Below are 16,990 nucleotides of genomic sequence, written 5' to 3' on the forward strand. Positions count from 1 at the left end.
GTGCTCGGCCCATCTTAGGAAGCGAGGCTGTCAATCACCCCTCACCGGCCTCGGGGTATTCACCGAGGTTGTTGCCAATCGGTCAGGCGAGGTGTCCGCTTGCAAGCGCCGCGGCGGCCGCGCGGGTTTCCACCCCGAGCTTCTCGAAGATGTGCTCGAGGTGCTTGTTGACCGTTCTCGGGCTGGTGCCGAGGATCTCGCCGATGTCGCGGTTGGTCTTGCCCTTGGCGAGCCACGACAGCACCTCGGTCTCGCGTGGCGTGAGGGCTGCTTCGGCCAGGCGCGTGGCCGGGCCTTCGCGCTGGATGGCGAACAGCAGCATGGTCTCGCCGAGCGCCGCCGCGCCCAGGTTGCGCACCGACAGGCGCATGGCCGTGGCGGTACCGATGGCGATCGAGGCTCCCGGCGCCAACGCGGGCTCGACCGACGCAGGCAGGCGGCCCGGCGCCACCGGGTCTTCGAGCGCATGCAGCCACAGCGCGGCCTGCGGCGAGCGCCAGGCGATGCGCCCGCGCGTGTCGACGAACACCACGCCCATGCCCGCCACGTCGACCGCGTCGCGCGCCATGCGCGTGATGCGGGCGTTGCGCGTGTGTGTGTGCAGGCGCGCCAGCACTTCCTGCGCGCGGATCGGCTTCACCACGTAGTCGACGCCGCCGCACTCGAAGCCTTCGACGACGTGCGCGGTTTCCGACAGCCCCGTCATGAACAGCACCGGAATGTGCGCGAGCGCCGCATTGGCCTTGATGCGCCGGCAGGTCTCGAAACCCGAGAGGCCGGGCATGAGGCCGTCGAGCAAGATCGCGTCGGGAACCACCAGCTCGAGCCGCTGCAGGGCGGACTCGCCGTCGGCGGCCACCAGCACGGTGTAGCCGCTGGCCTCGAGCGTGTCGCACAGCATGCCCAGGCTGCTGGGGGCGTCGTCGACCACCAGCACGACGGGGCGTTCGGACAAGGTGTCAGGAGGAGGCGAGGGTGTCTGCATCTTCTGCCAGTGCGTTGCGGAGCGTGTCGAGTTCAAAGCGCGTGACCATGCCGCGCAGCCAGGTGCAGGTGGCGGCCGCATCGGGCGAGGCCGCGGCCAGCCGATCGAGCGCGGTGTGCAGGCCGCGCACATGGCCCATCTGCACCAGGCGCATCAAATCGGCGCGGTCGTCTTCGCCGAACACGAGCAGGGGCGGGCGTGCCGGCGCCGTGTCGGGGTCGGCCGACGGCGGCATGGCATCGCCCGTCGCCAGCCATTCGAGGCCGAGGTGCCGCTCCAGCGTGGCGATGAGTTCCGACTCGATCACCGGCTTGCCCACGAAAGCCTGGCAGCCCGCGGCGCGCAGCCGGTCGGCCTGGTTCTCGAACATGTTCGCCGAGACGATGATGATCGGCAGCTCGGTGAAGCCCGAGGCTCGCACCGAGCGCGCGGTCTGCCAGCCGTCCATGTCGTCCATCGTCAGGTCGAGCAGGATGGCCGAGGGCAGCTCTTCGCGCAGGCTGTCGAGGCACTCGGTGCCGCTGGCCGCCTCGCGCACCGTGAAGCCCAGCGGCGCGAGCATGCCGGCGAGCATCTGGCGCTGCACCGGCTGGTCGTCCACCACCAGCAGCGTGCGGCGCTCGCCCAGGTAGCCCGACACCGGCAGGCGCGAGCCGGCCTGCGGGCCGGGGTCAGAAACCTCACGCAGGTACACGCGCACGCTGAAGGTGCTGCCCGCCGACGAGGTGGCCGCCAGCTTGAGCTCGCCGCCCATGAGCGAAGTGAGCAGCCCGGTGATCGTCAGGCCCAGCCCGGTACCCGGCTCGCCCCGCCGGCGCCCCGCGGCGCCGCGCTCGAAGGGCAGGAAGATGCGCTGGTGGTCTTGCGGCGCCACGCCGATGCCGGTGTCGACCACGTCGAAGCGCAGCACCTCGCGCCGCGCATCGACATGCAGCGTGACGGTGCCGCTGTCGGTGAAGCGAACGGCGTTGGTCAGCAGGTTGATGAGAATCTGCCTCAACCACTTCACGTCGGCATGCACCCACGGCGGCAGCCGCCCGGAATGCGTGTAGACGAACGCGAGGCCCTTGGCCTCGGCCTGCGGCCGCACCATCTGCACCACCTGGTCGAGAAAGGCCGGCAGCGCGAGCGCCGAGGGCTCCAGTTGCAGCCGCCCTGCCTCGATGCGTGCCAGATCGAGCAGGCCGTCGATGAGGCCCAGCATGTGCTCGCCGCTGCGGTGGATGGTCTGCACCGCCTCGCGCGGCGGCAAGGCCGCCTCGCCGCCCTTGAGCAGGATCTGCGAGTAACCCAGGATGCTGTTGAGCGGCGTGCGCAGCTCGTGCGTCATGCCCGCCACGTAGCGCGTCTTGGCCTGGTTGGCGGCCTCGGCGGCTTCCTTGGCGGTCTGCAGCGCCGCATCGGTGCGGCGGTGCGCTTCGATTTCGAGCGCGAGCAGGTTGTTGTGGCGGTTCGATTCCTCTTGCGCCATCTGCCGGCTCTCGCTGCCCAGCACCACCCACCACGCGGCCACGGCGGCGATCACCGAGAGCAGCGCGAAGACCTTGAGAAAGGCCGTCGCCATCGCCGGATCGACGGTGCCGGCGATGGCCTCCTGTGCGTAGACCACGCCCACCACCGTGGCGAGCAGCGCAACCAGCGAGGTGGCGACCAGCAGGTAGTGCGCGACGCGAAAGTTGAGCCGCGCCGACAGCGCCGGCGGCAGCAGCGCCTGCAGCCAGCCGCTCATCTGCTCGGCCGCGCGCGAGTCGGTCTTGCAGCGATCGTGGCAGCGCGACTCCAAGGTGCAGCACAGCGAGCAGATCGGCGCGCTGTAGGCCGGGCAATGGGCCATGTCTTCCGACTCGAAGCTGTTGTCGCACACCGAGCACTTCACGCTCTGGCCCGGCGTCCAGCGATCGATGTCGGTACGCGCCAGGTAGTAGCGCCCGCGTGTCTTCCAGGCCAGCAGCGGCGACACGGCCATCGCCGTGGCGAGTGCGATGAACGGCGAGAAGGCCCGCGCCCACTGGCCGAGCGCGCCCGAGTAGGCCAGCATCGCCAGCGCCGCAGCCACCAGCATCGCGACGAGGCCGACTGGGTTGATGTCGTACAGGTGCGCGCGCTTGAACTCGATGGTCTTCGGGCTCCAGCCCAGCGGCTTGTTGATGACCAGGTCGGCCACCAGTGCGCCGACCCAGGCGATGGCGATGTTGCTGTAGAAGCCCAGCACGTGCTCCAGCGCGGCGAACACGCCCAGCGCCATCAGCAGGATCGCGATGGCCACGTTGAACACCAGCCACACCACGCGCCCCGGATGGCTGTGCGTGAGGCGCGCGAAGAAGTTCGACCACGCCAGCGAGCCCGCATAGGCATTGGTGAGGTTGATCTTCATCTGCGAGACGACGACGAACAGCACCGTGATGCCCAGCACCCAGGCCGGGTCGCGCAGCACGTACGAAAAGCCCGTGAGGTACATCTGCGTCGGCTCGATCGCATGCTTGGCCGCAATCTCGTGCTGCAGCGCGAGGAACGCCAGGAACGCGCCGCCCATCATCTTCAGCATGCCCGGCACGATCCAGCCCGGCCCGGCGATCAGCACCGCGGCCCACCAGCGCCCGCGGTTGGCGGCGGTCTTCTCGGGCAGAAAGCGCAGGTAGTCGACCTGCTCGCCGATCTGCACCACGAGCGAGAAAGCCACCGTGGCCGCCGCGCCGAACATCAGCGGATCGAAGTCGCTGCTGTCGGAGGTGCGGCCTACGAGCCCGGTGAAGTCGGCATACAGCTCGGGCTTCTTCACCAACACCGCGATGAAGGGGCAGACGAACAGAACGATCCAGATCGGCTGCGTCCACAGCTGCAGTCCCGAGATGAGCGTGATGCCGCGCGCCACCAGCGGAATGATCACGATCGAGGAAACGAGGTACAGCAGCCACAGCGGCCAGTCGAGGTACATCTGCAGCGCCAGCGAGAGGATGGCGGCCTCGAGCGCGAAGAAGATGAAGGTGAAGCTCGCGTAGATCAGCGAGGTGAGCGTGGAGCCCAGGTAGCCGAAGCCCGCGCCGCGTGTGAGCAGGTCCATGTCGACGCCATGGCGTGCGGCGTAGTAGGAGATGGGCAGACCCGTGAGAAAGGTGATGAGCCCCACCACCAGGATCGCCCACAGTGCGTTCGAAAAACCGTAGCTCAACGCGATGGCGCCGCCGATGGCCTCCAGCGCCAGGAACGAGGTGGCGCCGAAGGCCGCATTGGCGACGCGGAACTCCGACCACTTGCGGAAGCTGCGCGGCGTGTAGCGCAGCGCGTAGTCCTCCAGCGTTTCGTTCGCGACCCAGGCGTTGTAGTCGCGGCGGATGCGGAAGATCTTCTGTCCGGAGACGGATGTCATGGCGGGTTCTCGCGGCGGCGGCAACGGTGGCATGCGGCAGGTACAGCAAGAAGCGCTCCCTGCGGTCTCCTGCGTTGTCTGGCTCGGGAGTCTGCGGGTGGGGCGGGGCACCGCCGCTACGTTGAATGACGTATTCGCGCAGAGGCAAGTGATTTCTAAAGTACCAGCCATGGTGCTAGCGGCACCGTCCGATGCACTTCGATGGTGCGCGGCTCTCCCTTCTTTCAACCTGCCTGGAGTTCCTGATGTCGCGTGATTCCGACCCTTCCTCTCTCGATGCCATGGCACTGCGCCGCCGTCGCTTGTTGCAGGGCGCCGCCGCGCTGCCCGTGATGGGCCTGAGCGGCCTGAGCTTCGGCCAGGGGCAGTTCCCCACGGCCAAGGTCAACACCACCAAGCTCGCGGTGACCGACACGGAAGTGACGGTGGGCCAGCTGCATTCGTCCACCGGCACGATGGCGATCTCCGAAACCGGATCGATCCAGGCCGAGCAGCTTGCGATCGACCAGATCAACGCGATGGGCGGCATCCTGGGCCGCAAGATCAAGGTCATCAAGGAAGACGGTGCCTCCGACTGGCCCACCTTCGCCGAGAAGTCGAAGAAGCTGCTGGTCAACGACAAGGTCGCGGCCGTGTTCGGCTGCTGGACCAGCGCCTCGCGCAAGGCGGTGCTGCCGGTGTTCGAGAAGGAGAACGGCCTCTTGTACTACCCGACCTTCTACGAGGGCCTGGAGCAGAGCAAGAACGTGATCTACACGGGCCAGGAAGCCACGCAGCAGATCATCTGGGGCCTGGACTGGGGCGCCAAGGAGAAGAAGGCCAAGACCTTCTTCCTGGTCGGCTCCGACTACATCTGGCCGCGCACCTCGATGAAGATCGCGCGCAAGCACATCGAGAACTTCCAGAAGGGCTCCGTCAAGGGCGAGGAGTACTACCCGCTGGGTCACACCAACTTCAACTCGCTGATCAACAAGATCAAGGTCGCCAAGCCCGACTGCATCTTCGCGGCGGTGGTGGGCGGCTCGAACGTCGCGTTCTACAAGCAGCTCAAGGCCGCGGGCATCACGGGCGACAAGCAGTTCCTGTTGACGCTGGCCGTGACCGAGGACGAAATGACCGGCGTGGGTGGCGAGAACTTCGCGGGCTTCTATTCGTCGATGAAGTACTTTCAGTCGCTCGACAACGAGAACAACAAGAAGTTCGTCGCGGCCTTCAAGGCCAAGTATGGAAAGGACGCGGTGATCGGCGACGTCACCCAGGCGGGCTACCTCGGCCCGTGGCTGTGGAAGGCGGCGGTCGAGAAGGCCGGCAGCTTCGACGTCGACAAGGTGGTCGCGGGTTCGCCGGGCATCGAGCTGAAATCCGCGCCCGAGGGCTACGTGAAGCTCGACGCGAACCACCACCTGTGGAGCAAGGCGCGCATCGGGCAAGGGCTGCCGGACGGCTCGTTCAAGGTGGTTGCCGAGTCGGCCGAGCTGATCAGGCCCGATCCGTTCCCGAAGGGCTACCAGTAAGTCTTTGCCTTTCTCCCTTCCCCTTGGGGGGAGGGCAGGGGTGGGGGCAAGCGGCGCCACCACTGGTCACGCTCTGTCTGCCCCCATCCCAACCTTCCCCCAGAGGGGGAAGGAGCCAATACCTCAACACCGGAACACCGTGCCATGACGCTGTCGGACATGTGGAACATCGGCCTGATGCAGGGCTTCGCGGGGCTGAGCCTCTTCGCGGTGCTGCTGCTCATGGGTCTCGGGCTCGCGATCATCTTCGGCCAGATGGGCGTCATCAACATGGCGCATGGCGAGTTCATGACCATCGGCGCCTATTCGGTCTTTTTGGCCGCGCAGCTGACCGAGCGGCTCTCGCCGGCCTTCATGCCGTACTACTTCCCGATCGCGATCGGGCTGGCCTTCGTGTTCGCCTTCATCGCCGGATGGCTGGTGGAGTGGGCGCTGATCCGGCACCTGTACAAGCGGCCGCTCGACACGCTGCTGGCCACCTGGGGCGTGAGCCTGGGGCTGCAGCAGATCTTCCGCACCTTCATCGGGCCGAAGGAGGTGAGCCCGACGCTGCCCGACTGGCTGATGGGTTCGTGGACGCCGCACGAGGGGCTCGACATTCCGATCAACGGCCTGTTCGTGCTGGCGCTCACCGGGCTGGTCACGGGCGGCGTGCTGCTCGCGCTGCACCGGAGCCGCTGGGGCCTGCGCGTGCGCGCGACGGTGGCCAACCGCACGATGGCCAACGCCACCGGCATCGACACCCGCCGGACCGACCGCCTGACCTTCGCGATCGGCTGCGGCGTGGCCGGCGTGGCCGGCGCGGCCTTCACCACCATCGGCTCGACCGGGCCGACCTCGGGGTCGCTCTACATCGTCGATGCCTTCCTGGTCGTCACCTTCGGCGGTGCCGCCAGCTTGCTGGGCACGGTCGTCTCGGCCTTCGGCATTGCGCAGACGCAGTCGATCTCGGAGTTCTTCATGACCGGCTCGATGGCCAAGGTGCTGACGCTGTCGCTGATCGTGCTCATCCTGATGATGCGGCCGCAAGGGCTCTTCGCCGTCAAGGTCCGTCGCTGATCCCCGCTTCTTCCCGGAGAACCTCTCGATGAATATCCTCAAGGCCTCGGTCCGGCGCTACCAGCTCGGCAGCCTCCTGCTGCTGGTGCTGCTGCTCGCGGTGGTGCTGCCGCTCACGCTCGACATCTTCCGGCTCAACCTCGTGGGCAAGTACCTGACCTACGCCTTCGTCGCGGTTGGCCTGGTGATGGTGTGGGGCTACGGCGGCGTGCTGAGCCTGGGGCAGGGCGTGTTCTTCGGCATCGGCGGCTATGCGATGGCGATGTTCCTCAAGCTCGAAGCCTCCGACCCCGTCACGACCAAGATCCAGTCGACGCCGGGCATTCCCGACTTCATGGACTGGAACCAGATCACCGAGCTGCCTTTGCTGTGGCTGCCATTCAAGAGTCTGCCGCTGAGCCTGGCGCTGGTGGTGCTGGCGCCGATGGCGCTGGCCTGGCTCGTGAGCTTCGCGATGTTCAAGCGGCGCGTGGGCGGCGTGTACTTCGCGATCATCACGCAGGCGGTGGCGCTGATCCTCACCGTGCTCATCATCGGCCAGCAGGGCTACACCGGCGGCGTGAACGGCATGACGGACCTGAAGACGCTGCTGGGGTGGGACACGCGCACCGACAGCGCGAAATACATCCTCTACTACGTCTGCGTCGGGCTGCTGGTGGCGAGCATCGTGCTGTGCCGCTGGATCCAGACCAGCAAGCTTGGCACGCTGCTGCTCGCGATGCGCGACAAGGAAGACCGCGTGCGTTTCTCGGGCTACGACGTGTCGAACTTCAAGGTCTTCACCTTCTGCCTGGCGGCGGGGTTGTCGGGCATCGGCGGCGCGCTGTTCGCGCTGCAGGTAGGCTTCATGTCGCCGAGTTTCGTGGGCATCGTGCCCTCGATCGAGATGGTGATCTTCTGCGCCGTGGGCGGCCGCATGAGCCTGGTGGGCGCGGTATACGGCGCGCTGCTGGTGAATGCCGGCAAGACGCTGTTCTCCGAAAGTTTCCCGGACCTTTGGCTCTTCCTGATGGCGGGGCTCTTCATCGGCGTGACCATGGCGTTCCCGATGGGGCTTGCGGGGCTGTGGGACGAGAAGATCCGGCCGTGGTGGAAGGAGCGCCGCCAGGCGCTGCGCGATGCTGCGGTGAAGCCGCCTGCCGCCGTGCCTGCCGCCACCACGCCGACCGCCACGCCCGACCCGCAGCTGCCCGACGGCGTCGGCAGCCAGCGCGCCTGAACCCCGGAGCACCGCACCATGAGCAATACCGACTTCGCCCTCGCGGTGGAAGACCTGAGCGTGTCCTTCGACGGCTTCAAGGCCATCGACGACCTGACGCTCTACATAGATCGCAACGAGCTGCGCGTGATCATCGGCCCGAACGGCGCCGGCAAGACGACGCTGCTCGACCTGATCTGTGGCAAGACGCGCGCGAGCGCGGGCAGCATCAAGTTCAAGAACACCGAGCTCACCAGGATGGCGGAGCACAAGCGAGTGCGGCTGGGCATCGGGCGCAAGTTCCAGACGCCTTCGATCTACGAGAACCTCAGCGTGTTCCAGAACCTGGAGGTGTCGTTTCCGAAAGGCCGCTCGGTGTTCGGCGCACTGGCTTTCAAGTGCGACGACGAGGTGAAGTCGAAGGTGCAGGCGGTGGCCGAAGACATCGGTCTGGCCGACAAGCTGCGCACCGAGGCGGGCCTCTTGAGCCATGGTCAGAAGCAGTGGCTCGAGATCGGCATGCTGCTGATGCAGGAGCCCGAACTGCTGATGCTCGACGAGCCGATCGCCGGCATGAGCGCGCGGGAGCGCGAGCTCACGGCCGACCTGCTCAAGCGCATCTGCCAGAACCGCGCCGTGATCGTCATCGAGCACGACATGGCCTTCGTGAAGCAGATCGCGCACAAGGTCACCGTCATGCACCAGGGAAAGATCCTCGCCGAAGGGCCGATGGAGAAGGTGCAGGCCGACCCGAAAGTCATCGACGTCTACCTGGGGCACTGAACCATGAGCACCATCATGCTGAAGGTCGAAGACCTGCACGTCGCCTACGGGCAGAGCGAGGCGCTGCACGGCCTCTCGTTCGAAGGCCATGCGAACGAAACCATCGCCATCATGGGCCGCAACGGAATGGGCAAGACCACGTTGTTCAAGAGCCTCATGGGCATCCTGCCGCTGAAGAGCGGGCGCATCGAAGTGGCGGGGCAGGACGTGTCGCGCGACGAGAGCTTCAGGCGCGTGGCCAAGGGCATCGCCTACGTGCCGCAGGGGCGGATGATCTTCCCGACGCTGACGGTCGAAGAGAACATCCAGACCGGTCTGGAGAACTCGAAGACCCGGCGCATCCCCGATGAAATCTACGCGCTGTTCCCCGTGCTGTGGGACATGAAGCGCCGCAAGGGTGGCAACCTTTCCGGCGGCCAGCAGCAGCAGCTTGCCATTGCGCGCGCGCTGGTCACCGATCCCAAGGTGCTGCTGCTCGACGAGCCCACCGAAGGCATCCAGCCTTCGATCATCAAGGACATCGCGAAGGCGCTCAACGAGATCCGCAAGCTGCGCGGCATCACGATCGTCGTCTCCGAGCAGGTGCTGAGCTTTGCCATGGACGTGGCCGACCGCCTGTTCGTCATCGAGGGCGGCCGCCTCGTGCACGAGACCGCGCGCGACAAGACCGACGTCGACCGCATCAAGGCCTATCTCTCCGTTTAACCACCACCAACCAGGAGCCACTGCACATGACGGACACGCTGATCAAGGTCGACCTGACCAAGCCGCCCACCGAAAACGAGATGATCCACAACCGCTGGCATCCCGACATCCCGATGGCATGCTGGGTGAATCCGGGCGATGACTTCATCCTGGAGACCTTCGACTGGACCGGCGGCTTCATCAAGAACAACGACAGCGCCGACGACGTGCGCGACATCGACCTGAGCACGGTGCACTACCTCTCGGGCCCGGTGGGCGTGAAGGGCGCCGAGCCCGGCGACCTGCTGGTGGTCGACCTGCTCGACATCGGCGCCAAGCCCGACAGCCTCTGGGGCTTCAACGGCTTCTTCTCGAAGAAGAACGGCGGCGGCTTCCTGACCGATCACTTTCCCGAAGCGCAGAAATCGATCTGGGATTTCAAGGGCATGTTCACGAGTTCGCGCCACATCCCGGGCGTGAACTTCGCGGGCCTGATCCACCCCGGCCTCATCGGCTGCCTGCCCGACAAGCCCATGCTCGACATGTGGAACGAGCGCGAGAACGCGCTCATCGCCACCGATCCGGACCGCGTGCCCGGCCTTGCGAACCCGCCGTTCGCGGGCACCGCGCACATGGGGAAGATGACCGGTGAAGCGCGCGCCAAGGCCGCGGCCGAAGGCGCGCGCACCGTGCCGCCGCGCGAGCATGGCGGCAACTGCGACATCAAGGACCTCTCGCGGGGCGCGAAGGTGTTCTTTCCCGTCTACGTTGACGGTGCAGGCCTCAGCGTGGGCGACCTTCACTTCAGCCAGGGCGACGGCGAGATAACTTTCTGCGGCGCGATCGAGATGGCGGGCTGGGTGCACATGAAGGTCACGCTCATCAAGGGCGGCATGGCGAAGTACGGCATCAAGAACCCGATCTTCAAGCCGAGCCCGATCACGCCGCAGTACAACGACTACCTGATCTTCGAGGGCATCTCGGTCGACGAGAGCGGCAAGCAGCACTACCTCGACGTGAACGTGGCCTACCGGCAGGCCTGCCTCAACGCCATCGAGTACCTGAAGAAGTTCGGCTACTCGGGCGCACAGGCCTACTCGATCCTCGGCACCGCGCCGGTGCAGGGCCACATCAGCGGCGTGGTCGACGTGCCCAACTCGTGCGCCACGCTCTGGCTGCCCACGGGCATCTTCGACTTCGACATCAACCCGAGCGCCGCCGGGCCAATGAAGGCGATCGACGGCAGCATCCAGATGCCGCTCTCGCACGACCTGCGCTGAGGACGACGCGACCATGCCGACCTACGACTACGCCTGCGCGCAGTGCGGTGGCTTCGAGGCGCTGCGCCCCTCGGCGCTGCGCGACGACCCGGCCTGCTGTCCCGCCTGCGGCGACGCCTCGCCGCGCGTGCTCTCCGCCGCGCCGCGGCTGGCGCTGATGGGGGCCGACGCGCGCCATGCAATGGCCACCAACGAGCGCGCGCGGCACGAGCCGGGCAGCTCGCGCGACTACGCGCGCTTCAAGCACCCGGCGGGCTGCGGCTGCTGTTCCGGGGCCTCCCGGCGCAGCGCGACGGTGGTCGCACCGAACGGCGCCAAGTCGGCGCCGGCCAAGCGGCCCTGGATGATTTCGCACTGAGCTGCTGCTGAAGCAGCAGCGGCCGCAGCGCGCGATTGTTTCGATCCCGTGAACGCCGCGATTCTTTTCGCCGAGGTTTTTTGGAGGCCTTCAGGTTCAAACTTCATTCCATCGACCAACCCATTGAAGGAGATTGAATGAATGCCTCGAAAGTCCTCGCCGCTGCTGCCCTCTCGCTCCTGGCTGCTGCCGGTGCACATGCAGAAACCTATGACGGCGTGCACACCGTGAACTCCACCCTGTCGCGTGCCGAAGTCGCATCGCAGGCCGTGGCCGCGGCGCGTGCCGGCAACGAATACGGTGAAGCCGCCAGCGCCGGTGCGCAGCGCTTCAACTCGACCGCCGACCGTTCGGTGGTCCAGGCCGAAGCCGTCGCCAAAGCGCACGACCCGCTCGCGAGCCTCGACCGCCGCGCGTTCTTCCGCGACGAAGTGCCGCAAGCGTACAAGAAGCCCAGCGTGTCGTTGACGCGCCAGGCCGGCCTGTAAGCCACTCGCGCGGTCGCCCGCGAACAACGCCCTCCAGCCCTCCGGCCGGAGGGCGTTTGTCGTTCAGTCGACCTTGACCTGGGCGTTCTTCACGATCTCGGCGTACTTCTTGAGGTCGGCCTGGATCTCTTGCGTGAACACAGCGGGCGTGTTGCCCGAGGCGGTGATGCCGAGCGACGCGAGCCGCTCCTTCACCTCGGGCGAATGGACCACCGCATGAAGTTCGCGCTGCAGCCGGTCGACGATGGCCTGGGGCGTCTTCTTCGGCGCGAGCACGCCGATCCACGAACTCGATTCGAAGCCCGGCACGCCCGACTCGGCCACCGTGGGCACATCGGGCAGGGAGGCGAGGCGTTCCTTGCTCGACACCGCGATCGCGCGGACCTGCCCGCGCTGCACGAACGGGTAGGCGCCGGCCACAGCCGTGTAGAGCATCGGCAGCGTGCCGCCCACCACGTCGGTCAGCGACTGGCCGCCGCCCTTGTAGGGCACGTGCACGAAGTTCGCGCCGGTGCGCAGCTTCAACAGTTCGCCCGCGAGGTGCGGCGTGCTGCCGGTGCCGGCGCTGCCGTACGAGACGCCGCCCGGATGGGTCTTCGAATAGGCCACGAGCTCGCCGAAGGTCTTGGGCGGCACCGACGGGTGCACGACGATGATCAGCACGGCGTCGCCGATCTTGCTGACCGGCGCGAAGTCGCGCACGGTGTCGAAGGGGATCTTCGAGAACACATGCGGATTGATGACCAGCGTGCCGTCGAAGCCGAGCAGCAGCGTGTAGCCGTCGGGCGCGGCCTCGGCGACCATCTGGGTGCCGATGTTGCCCGACGCGCCGGGGCGGTTGTCGACCACCACGGTCTGGCCCAGGCGCGCACCGAGCTTCTCGGCCACCACGCGCGCACCGGTGTCGGTCACGCCGCCGGGCGTGAAGGGCACGACGAGCCGGATCGGCTTGCTCGGATAGTCCTGTTGCGCGGCGGCGCCCGTGGCCGCGACCGCGGCGGTGAGCGCAACGGCGCAAAGCCGTGCCAGCGATCGGCGGCGGGTGGAGCCCGTGTGGTTCTGCGGGATGGTCATCTGTCTGTCTCCTTGTTTGTTGGTCTGTCCGCTTGCTTCTTTGTCTTCGCGCGATCGGCCGGCTCAGCGCGCCCACCGCCTGTCGAATTCCCACACGTCCTCGAAGCCGATGCGGCGGCAGAACTCGTCGAAGTCGAACAGCGCGGTGTCCGGCGCCTGGCTCGTGCCGTGGGCCTTCAGGTGCTGCAGCGCGCGCGCCATCGCGGCGGCGGCCGCCAGGCTGGTCATCGAAGGGTAGATCGCGAGCGCGAACCCGATCTGGCGCAGCGTTTCGGCGGGCAGCACGGGCGTCTTGCCGCCATCGGCCATGTTGGCGAGCATCGGCGTGTCGAAGGCCTCGCAGGCGCGGCGCATCTCGTCTTCCGACTGCGGCGCCTCGAAGAACAGGATGTCGGCGCCCGCGCGCGCATAGGCCTCGAGCCGGCGCAGCGCTTCGTCCACGCCGAGTTCGGCCCGCGCGTCGGTGCGCGCGACGATGAGGAAGTTCTTCTTGTCCTCACGCGCTTCGACCGCCACGCGGATCTTGTCGACCATCTCCTGCACCGGCACGCAGCGCTTGTTGGGCGTGTGACCGCACTTCTTTGGAAACACCTGGTCCTCGAGCTGGATTGCGGTGACGCCGGCGGCTTCGTAGCCGCGCACCGTGTGGTGCACGTTGAGCAGGCCGCCGTAGCCGGTGTCGGCGTCGGCGATGACCGCCGCGCCGCCGCTGCTGCGCACCAGCGTGGCCATGCGGTCGAGCATCTGCGTGTAGGTGGCGATGCCGGCGTCGGGCAGCCCGAGGTGCGAGGCCGTGAGCCAGAAGCCCGAGCCGTAGACCACGTCGAAGCCGACCTTGGTCGCCATGGTCGCGGCGATCATGTCCTGCAGCCCCGGGGCGACGACGAACTCGCCGCGATCGAGCTTCTCTCGGAGGAGGGGGTTGGCCATGCTGCCGGTCACTCCGCCGTGATGCCGCCGCGCTGCGCGACCGCGGTCCATTTGCGCGTCTCGGCGGCAAGGAAGCTGCGGAACTCGGCGGGCGGCGTCAGCGTCATGTGCGCGCCCTGGTCTTCCATCTGCTTCATCACGGCCGGATCGGCCGCGACCTTCTTCAGGTCGCGGTTGATCTGCGCCACGACCGGATCGGGCAGCCCGGCCGGACCGAAGAGGCCGTACCAGCTCAGCGATTCGACGCCCTCGAGGCCGGCTTCCTTGAAGGTCATCGCGTCGGGAAAGAGCGCCATGCGCTTGTTGTCGGCCACCGCCACCACGCGCAGCGCGCCCGAGCGCACGTGCGGCAAGGCGGTGAGCACGCTCGTCACGCCCATTGGCAGGTGGCCGCCGATGATGTCGACCATGATCGGCGCGCCGCCCTTGTACGGCACGCCCGTGGTCTGCAGCTTGCCGGCCTGGCGGATCAGCTCGCCGGTGAGCCGGGTCTGGCCTTCGGAGTAGCCCACGCCGAGCGGCTCTTTGCGTGCGGCGTCGAGCACGTCGCGCAGCGTCTTGTAGGGCCCGTTGGCACGCACCACAAGCACCGAGGGCGAACTCGCGATGTTGGTGATCGGCGTGAACGCGCGATCGGTGTCGTAGGGCAGGTTCTTCATCAGCACCGGGTTCACGGCATGCGAGCCGACCACCAGCAGCAGCGTGTGGCCGTCGGCGGGCGCCCGTGCGACGGTGGCCGAGCCGATCACGCCGTTGGCGCCGGTGCGGTTGTCGACCATCACCGACTGGCCCCAGAGCGCCGAGAGGCGCTGCGCCATGACCCGGCCGACGATGTCGGTGCCGCCGCCGGCCGAGTAGGGCACCACGAGCGTGACGGCCTTGGTGGGAAACGCGGGCGCCTGGGCCCAGGCGCCGGGGGCCGCGGCCATGGCGGCGAGCGCGGTCAGCGCGGCGCGCCGGGTGGTGCAGAAGGACTTGGATCGTTGGCTTGTCATGTCGTCGTGTGTCTCCGTGGTGTCTTCTTCAGGCATTCGCCTTGTCGCGCTGCCGGCGCAGCCAGGCGATCGAACGGCCACCGAGCGGGCGCTGCAAACGGGCCTCGGCGAAATCGATCGCATCGAGCAGGCCGTCGGGCGCAATGCCGGTGGCGAAGCCGCTGCGTTCGGCCATCAGCACCAGGTCCTCGGTCGCCACGTTGCCAGCCGCGCCGGGCGCGAACGGGCAGCCGCCGATGCCGCCCACGCTCGCATCGAAGCGTCGCACGCCGGCCTCGAGCGCGGCCCAGGCATTGGCCACGGCCATGCCGCGCGTGTCGTGCAGGTGCACCGCGAGGCGGTCGATCGGCAGCGTGTCGGCCAGCGCGGCGAAGCGCGCCTTCACCATGCCCGGCGAGGCCGAGCCGATGGTGTCGGCGATCACGATCTCGCCGGCACCGGCCGCGTGCATGCGCGCAGCCAGGCGCAGCAGTTCGGCGAGCGGCGTCTCGCCCTCGAACGGGCAATCGAAGGCCACCGCCACGTAGGCGCGCGTGCGCAGGCCGAGCGCCTGCGCGGCGGCGAGCGTCTGCTCGCTGATCTCGGTCGCCTGGCCCAGGCCCATGTTGATGTTCTTGCGGTTCATCGTCTCGGTGGCCGAGAGCACGACCGCGATCTCGGTCGCGCCGGCCGCATGCGCACGCTCGAGGCCCTTGAGGTTGGGCACCAGCACGGAGGTGCGCAGTGTCGGCAGCGCGTCGCGCAGCATCGGCAGTAGCGTGCCCGCGTCGGCCATCTGCGGCACGGCCTTGGGCGAGACGAAGCTCGTGGCCTCGACGCTCTGCACGCCGGCCGCGGCAAGCCGGCGCACCAGTTCGAGCTTGTCGGCCGCGGCCAGGTGCACCGGCTGGTTCTGCAGCCCGTCGCGCGGCGCGACGTCGGTGATGTGGATCTGTTCCATCGTGTGTCTCCGGTGCCGTCAGGCGATCGTGCCGGCGCGGCGCAGCGCTTCGAGCTTCTCGGCCGGGTAGCCCGCCAGCGCGCCGAGCACCTGCTGCGTGTGCTCGCCGAGCCGCGGCGGACTGCCGTAGGCCATCGGCGCGGCCGCCGAGAGCTTGATCGGGTTGCCCGGCATGCGCACGCGCTCGCCGTTGGCCAGAAGGACCTCGACCACCATGTCGCGCGCCACCACCTGCGCATCGCCGAGCGCCTGCGCAAAGTTGTTGACCGGCCCGCACGGAATGCGCGCCGCCTGCAGGCGCTCGAGCCAGTGGGCGGTGGGCTGCTTCTTCAGTTCGCCGGCGATCAGCGCGTCGATCTCGGCCTTGGCCGCGAAGCGCACTGGCTGCTGGCGGTAGGCCGGGTCGCGCAGCGCGGGCAGGTCGATGAACTCGACGAAGCGCTCGAAGAACGCATCGCCGATGCACGCGACGATGATGTGGCCGTCGGCGGTCGGGTAGCTGTTGTAGGGCACATGCACGAAGTGGCCGTTGCCGATGCCTGCCGGGACGTGGCCCGACATCAGGTGCATGGTCGCCATGTAGTTGAGCAGCGAGATCTGCGCGTCGAGCATCGAGATGTCGACATGCTGGCCGCGCCCGGTGCGCTCGCGCTCGGCGAGCGCCGCGAGCACGCCCATGGCGCCGAACATGCCGCCGCCAAGGTCGCCGATCGGGATGCCGCTGCGCGTCGGTCCGCTTTCGGGCGTGCCGGTGATCGACATGCCGCCGCCCATCGCCTGCACCACCTGGTCGAACGCGGGGCGCTGCGTCTCGGGGCCGGTCTGGCCGAAACCGGTGACCGAGCAGGTCACGATGCGCGGATTGATGCGCGCGAGCGCGGCATGGTCGATGCCGAGCCGTTCGGTGACGCCGACGCTGAAGTTGTCGAACACCACATCGGCGGTGCGCACCAGGTCGAGGAACACCGCCTTGCCGTCGGCGCTCTTGAGGTCGATGCAGACGCTCTGCTTGTTGCGGTTGAGCGTGAGGTAGTAGGCGCCCATGCCGCCGCGCGCGTAGTCGGGGTCGTGCTCCAGCAGCCGGCGCGTGCCTTCGCCGCTGCCCGGCGGCTCAACCTTGATGGTGCGCGCACCCAGGTCGGCCAGCAGCATGGTGCCGTACGGACCCGAGAGCATGTGCGTCAGGTCGAGCACGGTGATGTGTTCGAGTGCCAAGTCGTGTGTCTCCTGAAAGCAGCAGATGTCGCACGCAACGTGCCAGCACGGTCGGGGGGTGCGTAAGTCATTGATTCAAAACGAAAAGCGCTCGCGAATTGGGTAATTTCCCTGAGTTTC

15 protein-coding genes are annotated in these 16,990 nt (G+C 67.7%); 8 read left to right on the forward strand and 7 right to left on the reverse strand.

What is annotated here, in order from left to right:
* Positions 1-82: 82 nt before the first annotated feature.
* On the reverse strand, positions 83-985 hold the full coding sequence (locus AC3A6R_RS10115; protein ID WP_487864389.1) for a response regulator: 903 nt from the start codon (positions 983-985) through the stop codon (positions 83-85).
* Complete coding sequence (locus tag AC3A6R_RS10120) at positions 960-4,352, reverse strand: hybrid sensor histidine kinase/response regulator (protein WP_487861524.1); 3,393 nt, start codon at positions 4,350-4,352, stop codon at positions 960-962. The genes AC3A6R_RS10115 and AC3A6R_RS10120 overlap by 26 nt, the downstream gene beginning before the upstream one ends.
* Positions 4,353-4,597: 245 nt before the next feature.
* On the opposite strand from AC3A6R_RS10120, the gene urtA reads away from it, so the two are divergent.
* The 8 genes from urtA to AC3A6R_RS10160 all read left to right on the forward strand — a co-directional run bounded on the left by urtA (position 4,598) and on the right by AC3A6R_RS10160 (position 11,716).
* Positions 4,598-5,866, forward strand: coding sequence for an urea ABC transporter substrate-binding protein (urtA, locus tag AC3A6R_RS10125; RefSeq protein ID WP_487861523.1), 1,269 nt, complete (start codon positions 4,598-4,600; stop codon positions 5,864-5,866).
* A gap of 144 nt (positions 5,867-6,010) precedes the next feature.
* A complete protein-coding gene (gene urtB / locus AC3A6R_RS10130; protein ID WP_487861522.1) occupies positions 6,011-6,925 on the forward strand; it encodes an urea ABC transporter permease subunit UrtB in 915 nt (304 codons plus the stop codon).
* Between the two features lie 28 nt (positions 6,926-6,953).
* Complete coding sequence (gene urtC / locus AC3A6R_RS10135) at positions 6,954-8,144, forward strand: urea ABC transporter permease subunit UrtC (protein WP_487861521.1); 1,191 nt, start codon at positions 6,954-6,956, stop codon at positions 8,142-8,144.
* A gap of 18 nt (positions 8,145-8,162) precedes the next feature.
* A complete protein-coding gene (gene urtD, locus AC3A6R_RS10140) occupies positions 8,163-8,906 on the forward strand; it encodes an urea ABC transporter ATP-binding protein UrtD (RefSeq protein WP_487861520.1) in 744 nt (247 codons plus the stop codon).
* 15 nt (positions 8,907-8,921) lie between these two features.
* Positions 8,922-9,611: an urea ABC transporter ATP-binding subunit UrtE gene (gene urtE / locus AC3A6R_RS10145; protein WP_487861657.1), complete on the forward strand. Its 690-nt coding sequence runs from the start codon at positions 8,922-8,924 to the stop codon at positions 9,609-9,611.
* A 26-nt stretch (positions 9,612-9,637) separates the two neighbouring features.
* Positions 9,638-10,870, forward strand: coding sequence for a formamidase (gene fmdA, locus AC3A6R_RS10150; RefSeq protein WP_487861519.1), 1,233 nt, complete (start codon positions 9,638-9,640; stop codon positions 10,868-10,870).
* Positions 10,871-10,883: 13 nt separating this feature from the next.
* Positions 10,884-11,228 (forward strand): zinc ribbon domain-containing protein, encoded by a 345-nt coding sequence (locus AC3A6R_RS10155; RefSeq protein ID WP_487861518.1) that lies wholly within the window; start codon positions 10,884-10,886, stop codon positions 11,226-11,228.
* A 137-nt stretch (positions 11,229-11,365) separates the two neighbouring features.
* Positions 11,366-11,716, forward strand: a complete 351-nt coding sequence (locus AC3A6R_RS10160) for an alpha/beta hydrolase (protein ID WP_487861517.1) — start codon at positions 11,366-11,368, stop codon at positions 11,714-11,716.
* 63 nt (positions 11,717-11,779) lie between these two features.
* Here the strand turns inward: AC3A6R_RS10160 and AC3A6R_RS10165 are convergent, their stop codons facing one another.
* From AC3A6R_RS10165 to AC3A6R_RS10185, 5 genes are all read right to left on the reverse strand, one after another.
* A complete protein-coding gene (locus tag AC3A6R_RS10165; RefSeq protein WP_487861516.1) occupies positions 11,780-12,790 on the reverse strand; it encodes a Bug family tripartite tricarboxylate transporter substrate binding protein in 1,011 nt (336 codons plus the stop codon).
* Between the two features lie 63 nt (positions 12,791-12,853).
* Positions 12,854-13,720, reverse strand: a complete 867-nt coding sequence (locus AC3A6R_RS10170; protein ID WP_487861515.1) for an isocitrate lyase/PEP mutase family protein — start codon at positions 13,718-13,720, stop codon at positions 12,854-12,856.
* An 8-nt stretch (positions 13,721-13,728) separates the two neighbouring features.
* Entirely contained in the window at positions 13,729-14,715 is a 987-nt protein-coding gene (locus AC3A6R_RS10175; RefSeq protein WP_487861514.1) for a tripartite tricarboxylate transporter substrate binding protein, read from the reverse strand.
* Between the two features lie 28 nt (positions 14,716-14,743).
* On the reverse strand, positions 14,744-15,655 hold the full coding sequence (locus AC3A6R_RS10180) for a hydroxymethylglutaryl-CoA lyase (protein WP_487861513.1): 912 nt from the start codon (positions 15,653-15,655) through the stop codon (positions 14,744-14,746).
* Positions 15,656-15,673: 18 nt separating this feature from the next.
* Positions 15,674-16,870 carry a CaiB/BaiF CoA transferase family protein gene (locus tag AC3A6R_RS10185; protein ID WP_487861512.1) on the reverse strand — a complete coding sequence of 399 codons (1,197 nt, stop codon included), beginning with the start codon at positions 16,868-16,870 and terminating at the stop codon, positions 15,674-15,676.
* Positions 16,871-16,990: the final 120 nt, after the last annotated feature.

It is taken from the genome of Variovorax sp. Soil_C_19 (assembly GCF_057657255.1).

Coding starts and splice junctions, on each gene's coding strand:
- AC3A6R_RS10115 (WP_487864389.1), bottom strand. CDS start 985: ATGCAGACACCCTCGCCTCCTCCTGACACCTTGTCCGAACGCCCCGTC.
- AC3A6R_RS10120 (WP_487861524.1), bottom strand. CDS start 4,352: ATGACATCCGTCTCCGGACAGAAGATCTTCCGCATCCGCCGCGACTAC.
- urtA (WP_487861523.1), top strand. CDS start 4,598: ATGTCGCGTGATTCCGACCCTTCCTCTCTCGATGCCATGGCACTGCGC.
- urtB (WP_487861522.1), top strand. CDS start 6,011: ATGACGCTGTCGGACATGTGGAACATCGGCCTGATGCAGGGCTTCGCG.
- urtC (WP_487861521.1), top strand. CDS start 6,954: ATGAATATCCTCAAGGCCTCGGTCCGGCGCTACCAGCTCGGCAGCCTC.
- urtD (WP_487861520.1), top strand. CDS start 8,163: ATGAGCAATACCGACTTCGCCCTCGCGGTGGAAGACCTGAGCGTGTCC.
- urtE (WP_487861657.1), top strand. CDS start 8,922: ATGCTGAAGGTCGAAGACCTGCACGTCGCCTACGGGCAGAGCGAGGCG.
- fmdA (WP_487861519.1), top strand. CDS start 9,638: ATGACGGACACGCTGATCAAGGTCGACCTGACCAAGCCGCCCACCGAA.
- AC3A6R_RS10155 (WP_487861518.1), top strand. CDS start 10,884: ATGCCGACCTACGACTACGCCTGCGCGCAGTGCGGTGGCTTCGAGGCG.
- AC3A6R_RS10160 (WP_487861517.1), top strand. CDS start 11,366: ATGAATGCCTCGAAAGTCCTCGCCGCTGCTGCCCTCTCGCTCCTGGCT.
- AC3A6R_RS10165 (WP_487861516.1), bottom strand. CDS start 12,790: ATGACCATCCCGCAGAACCACACGGGCTCCACCCGCCGCCGATCGCTG.
- AC3A6R_RS10170 (WP_487861515.1), bottom strand. CDS start 13,720: ATGGCCAACCCCCTCCTCCGAGAGAAGCTCGATCGCGGCGAGTTCGTC.
- AC3A6R_RS10175 (WP_487861514.1), bottom strand. CDS start 14,715: ATGACAAGCCAACGATCCAAGTCCTTCTGCACCACCCGGCGCGCCGCG.
- AC3A6R_RS10180 (WP_487861513.1), bottom strand. CDS start 15,655: ATGGAACAGATCCACATCACCGACGTCGCGCCGCGCGACGGGCTGCAG.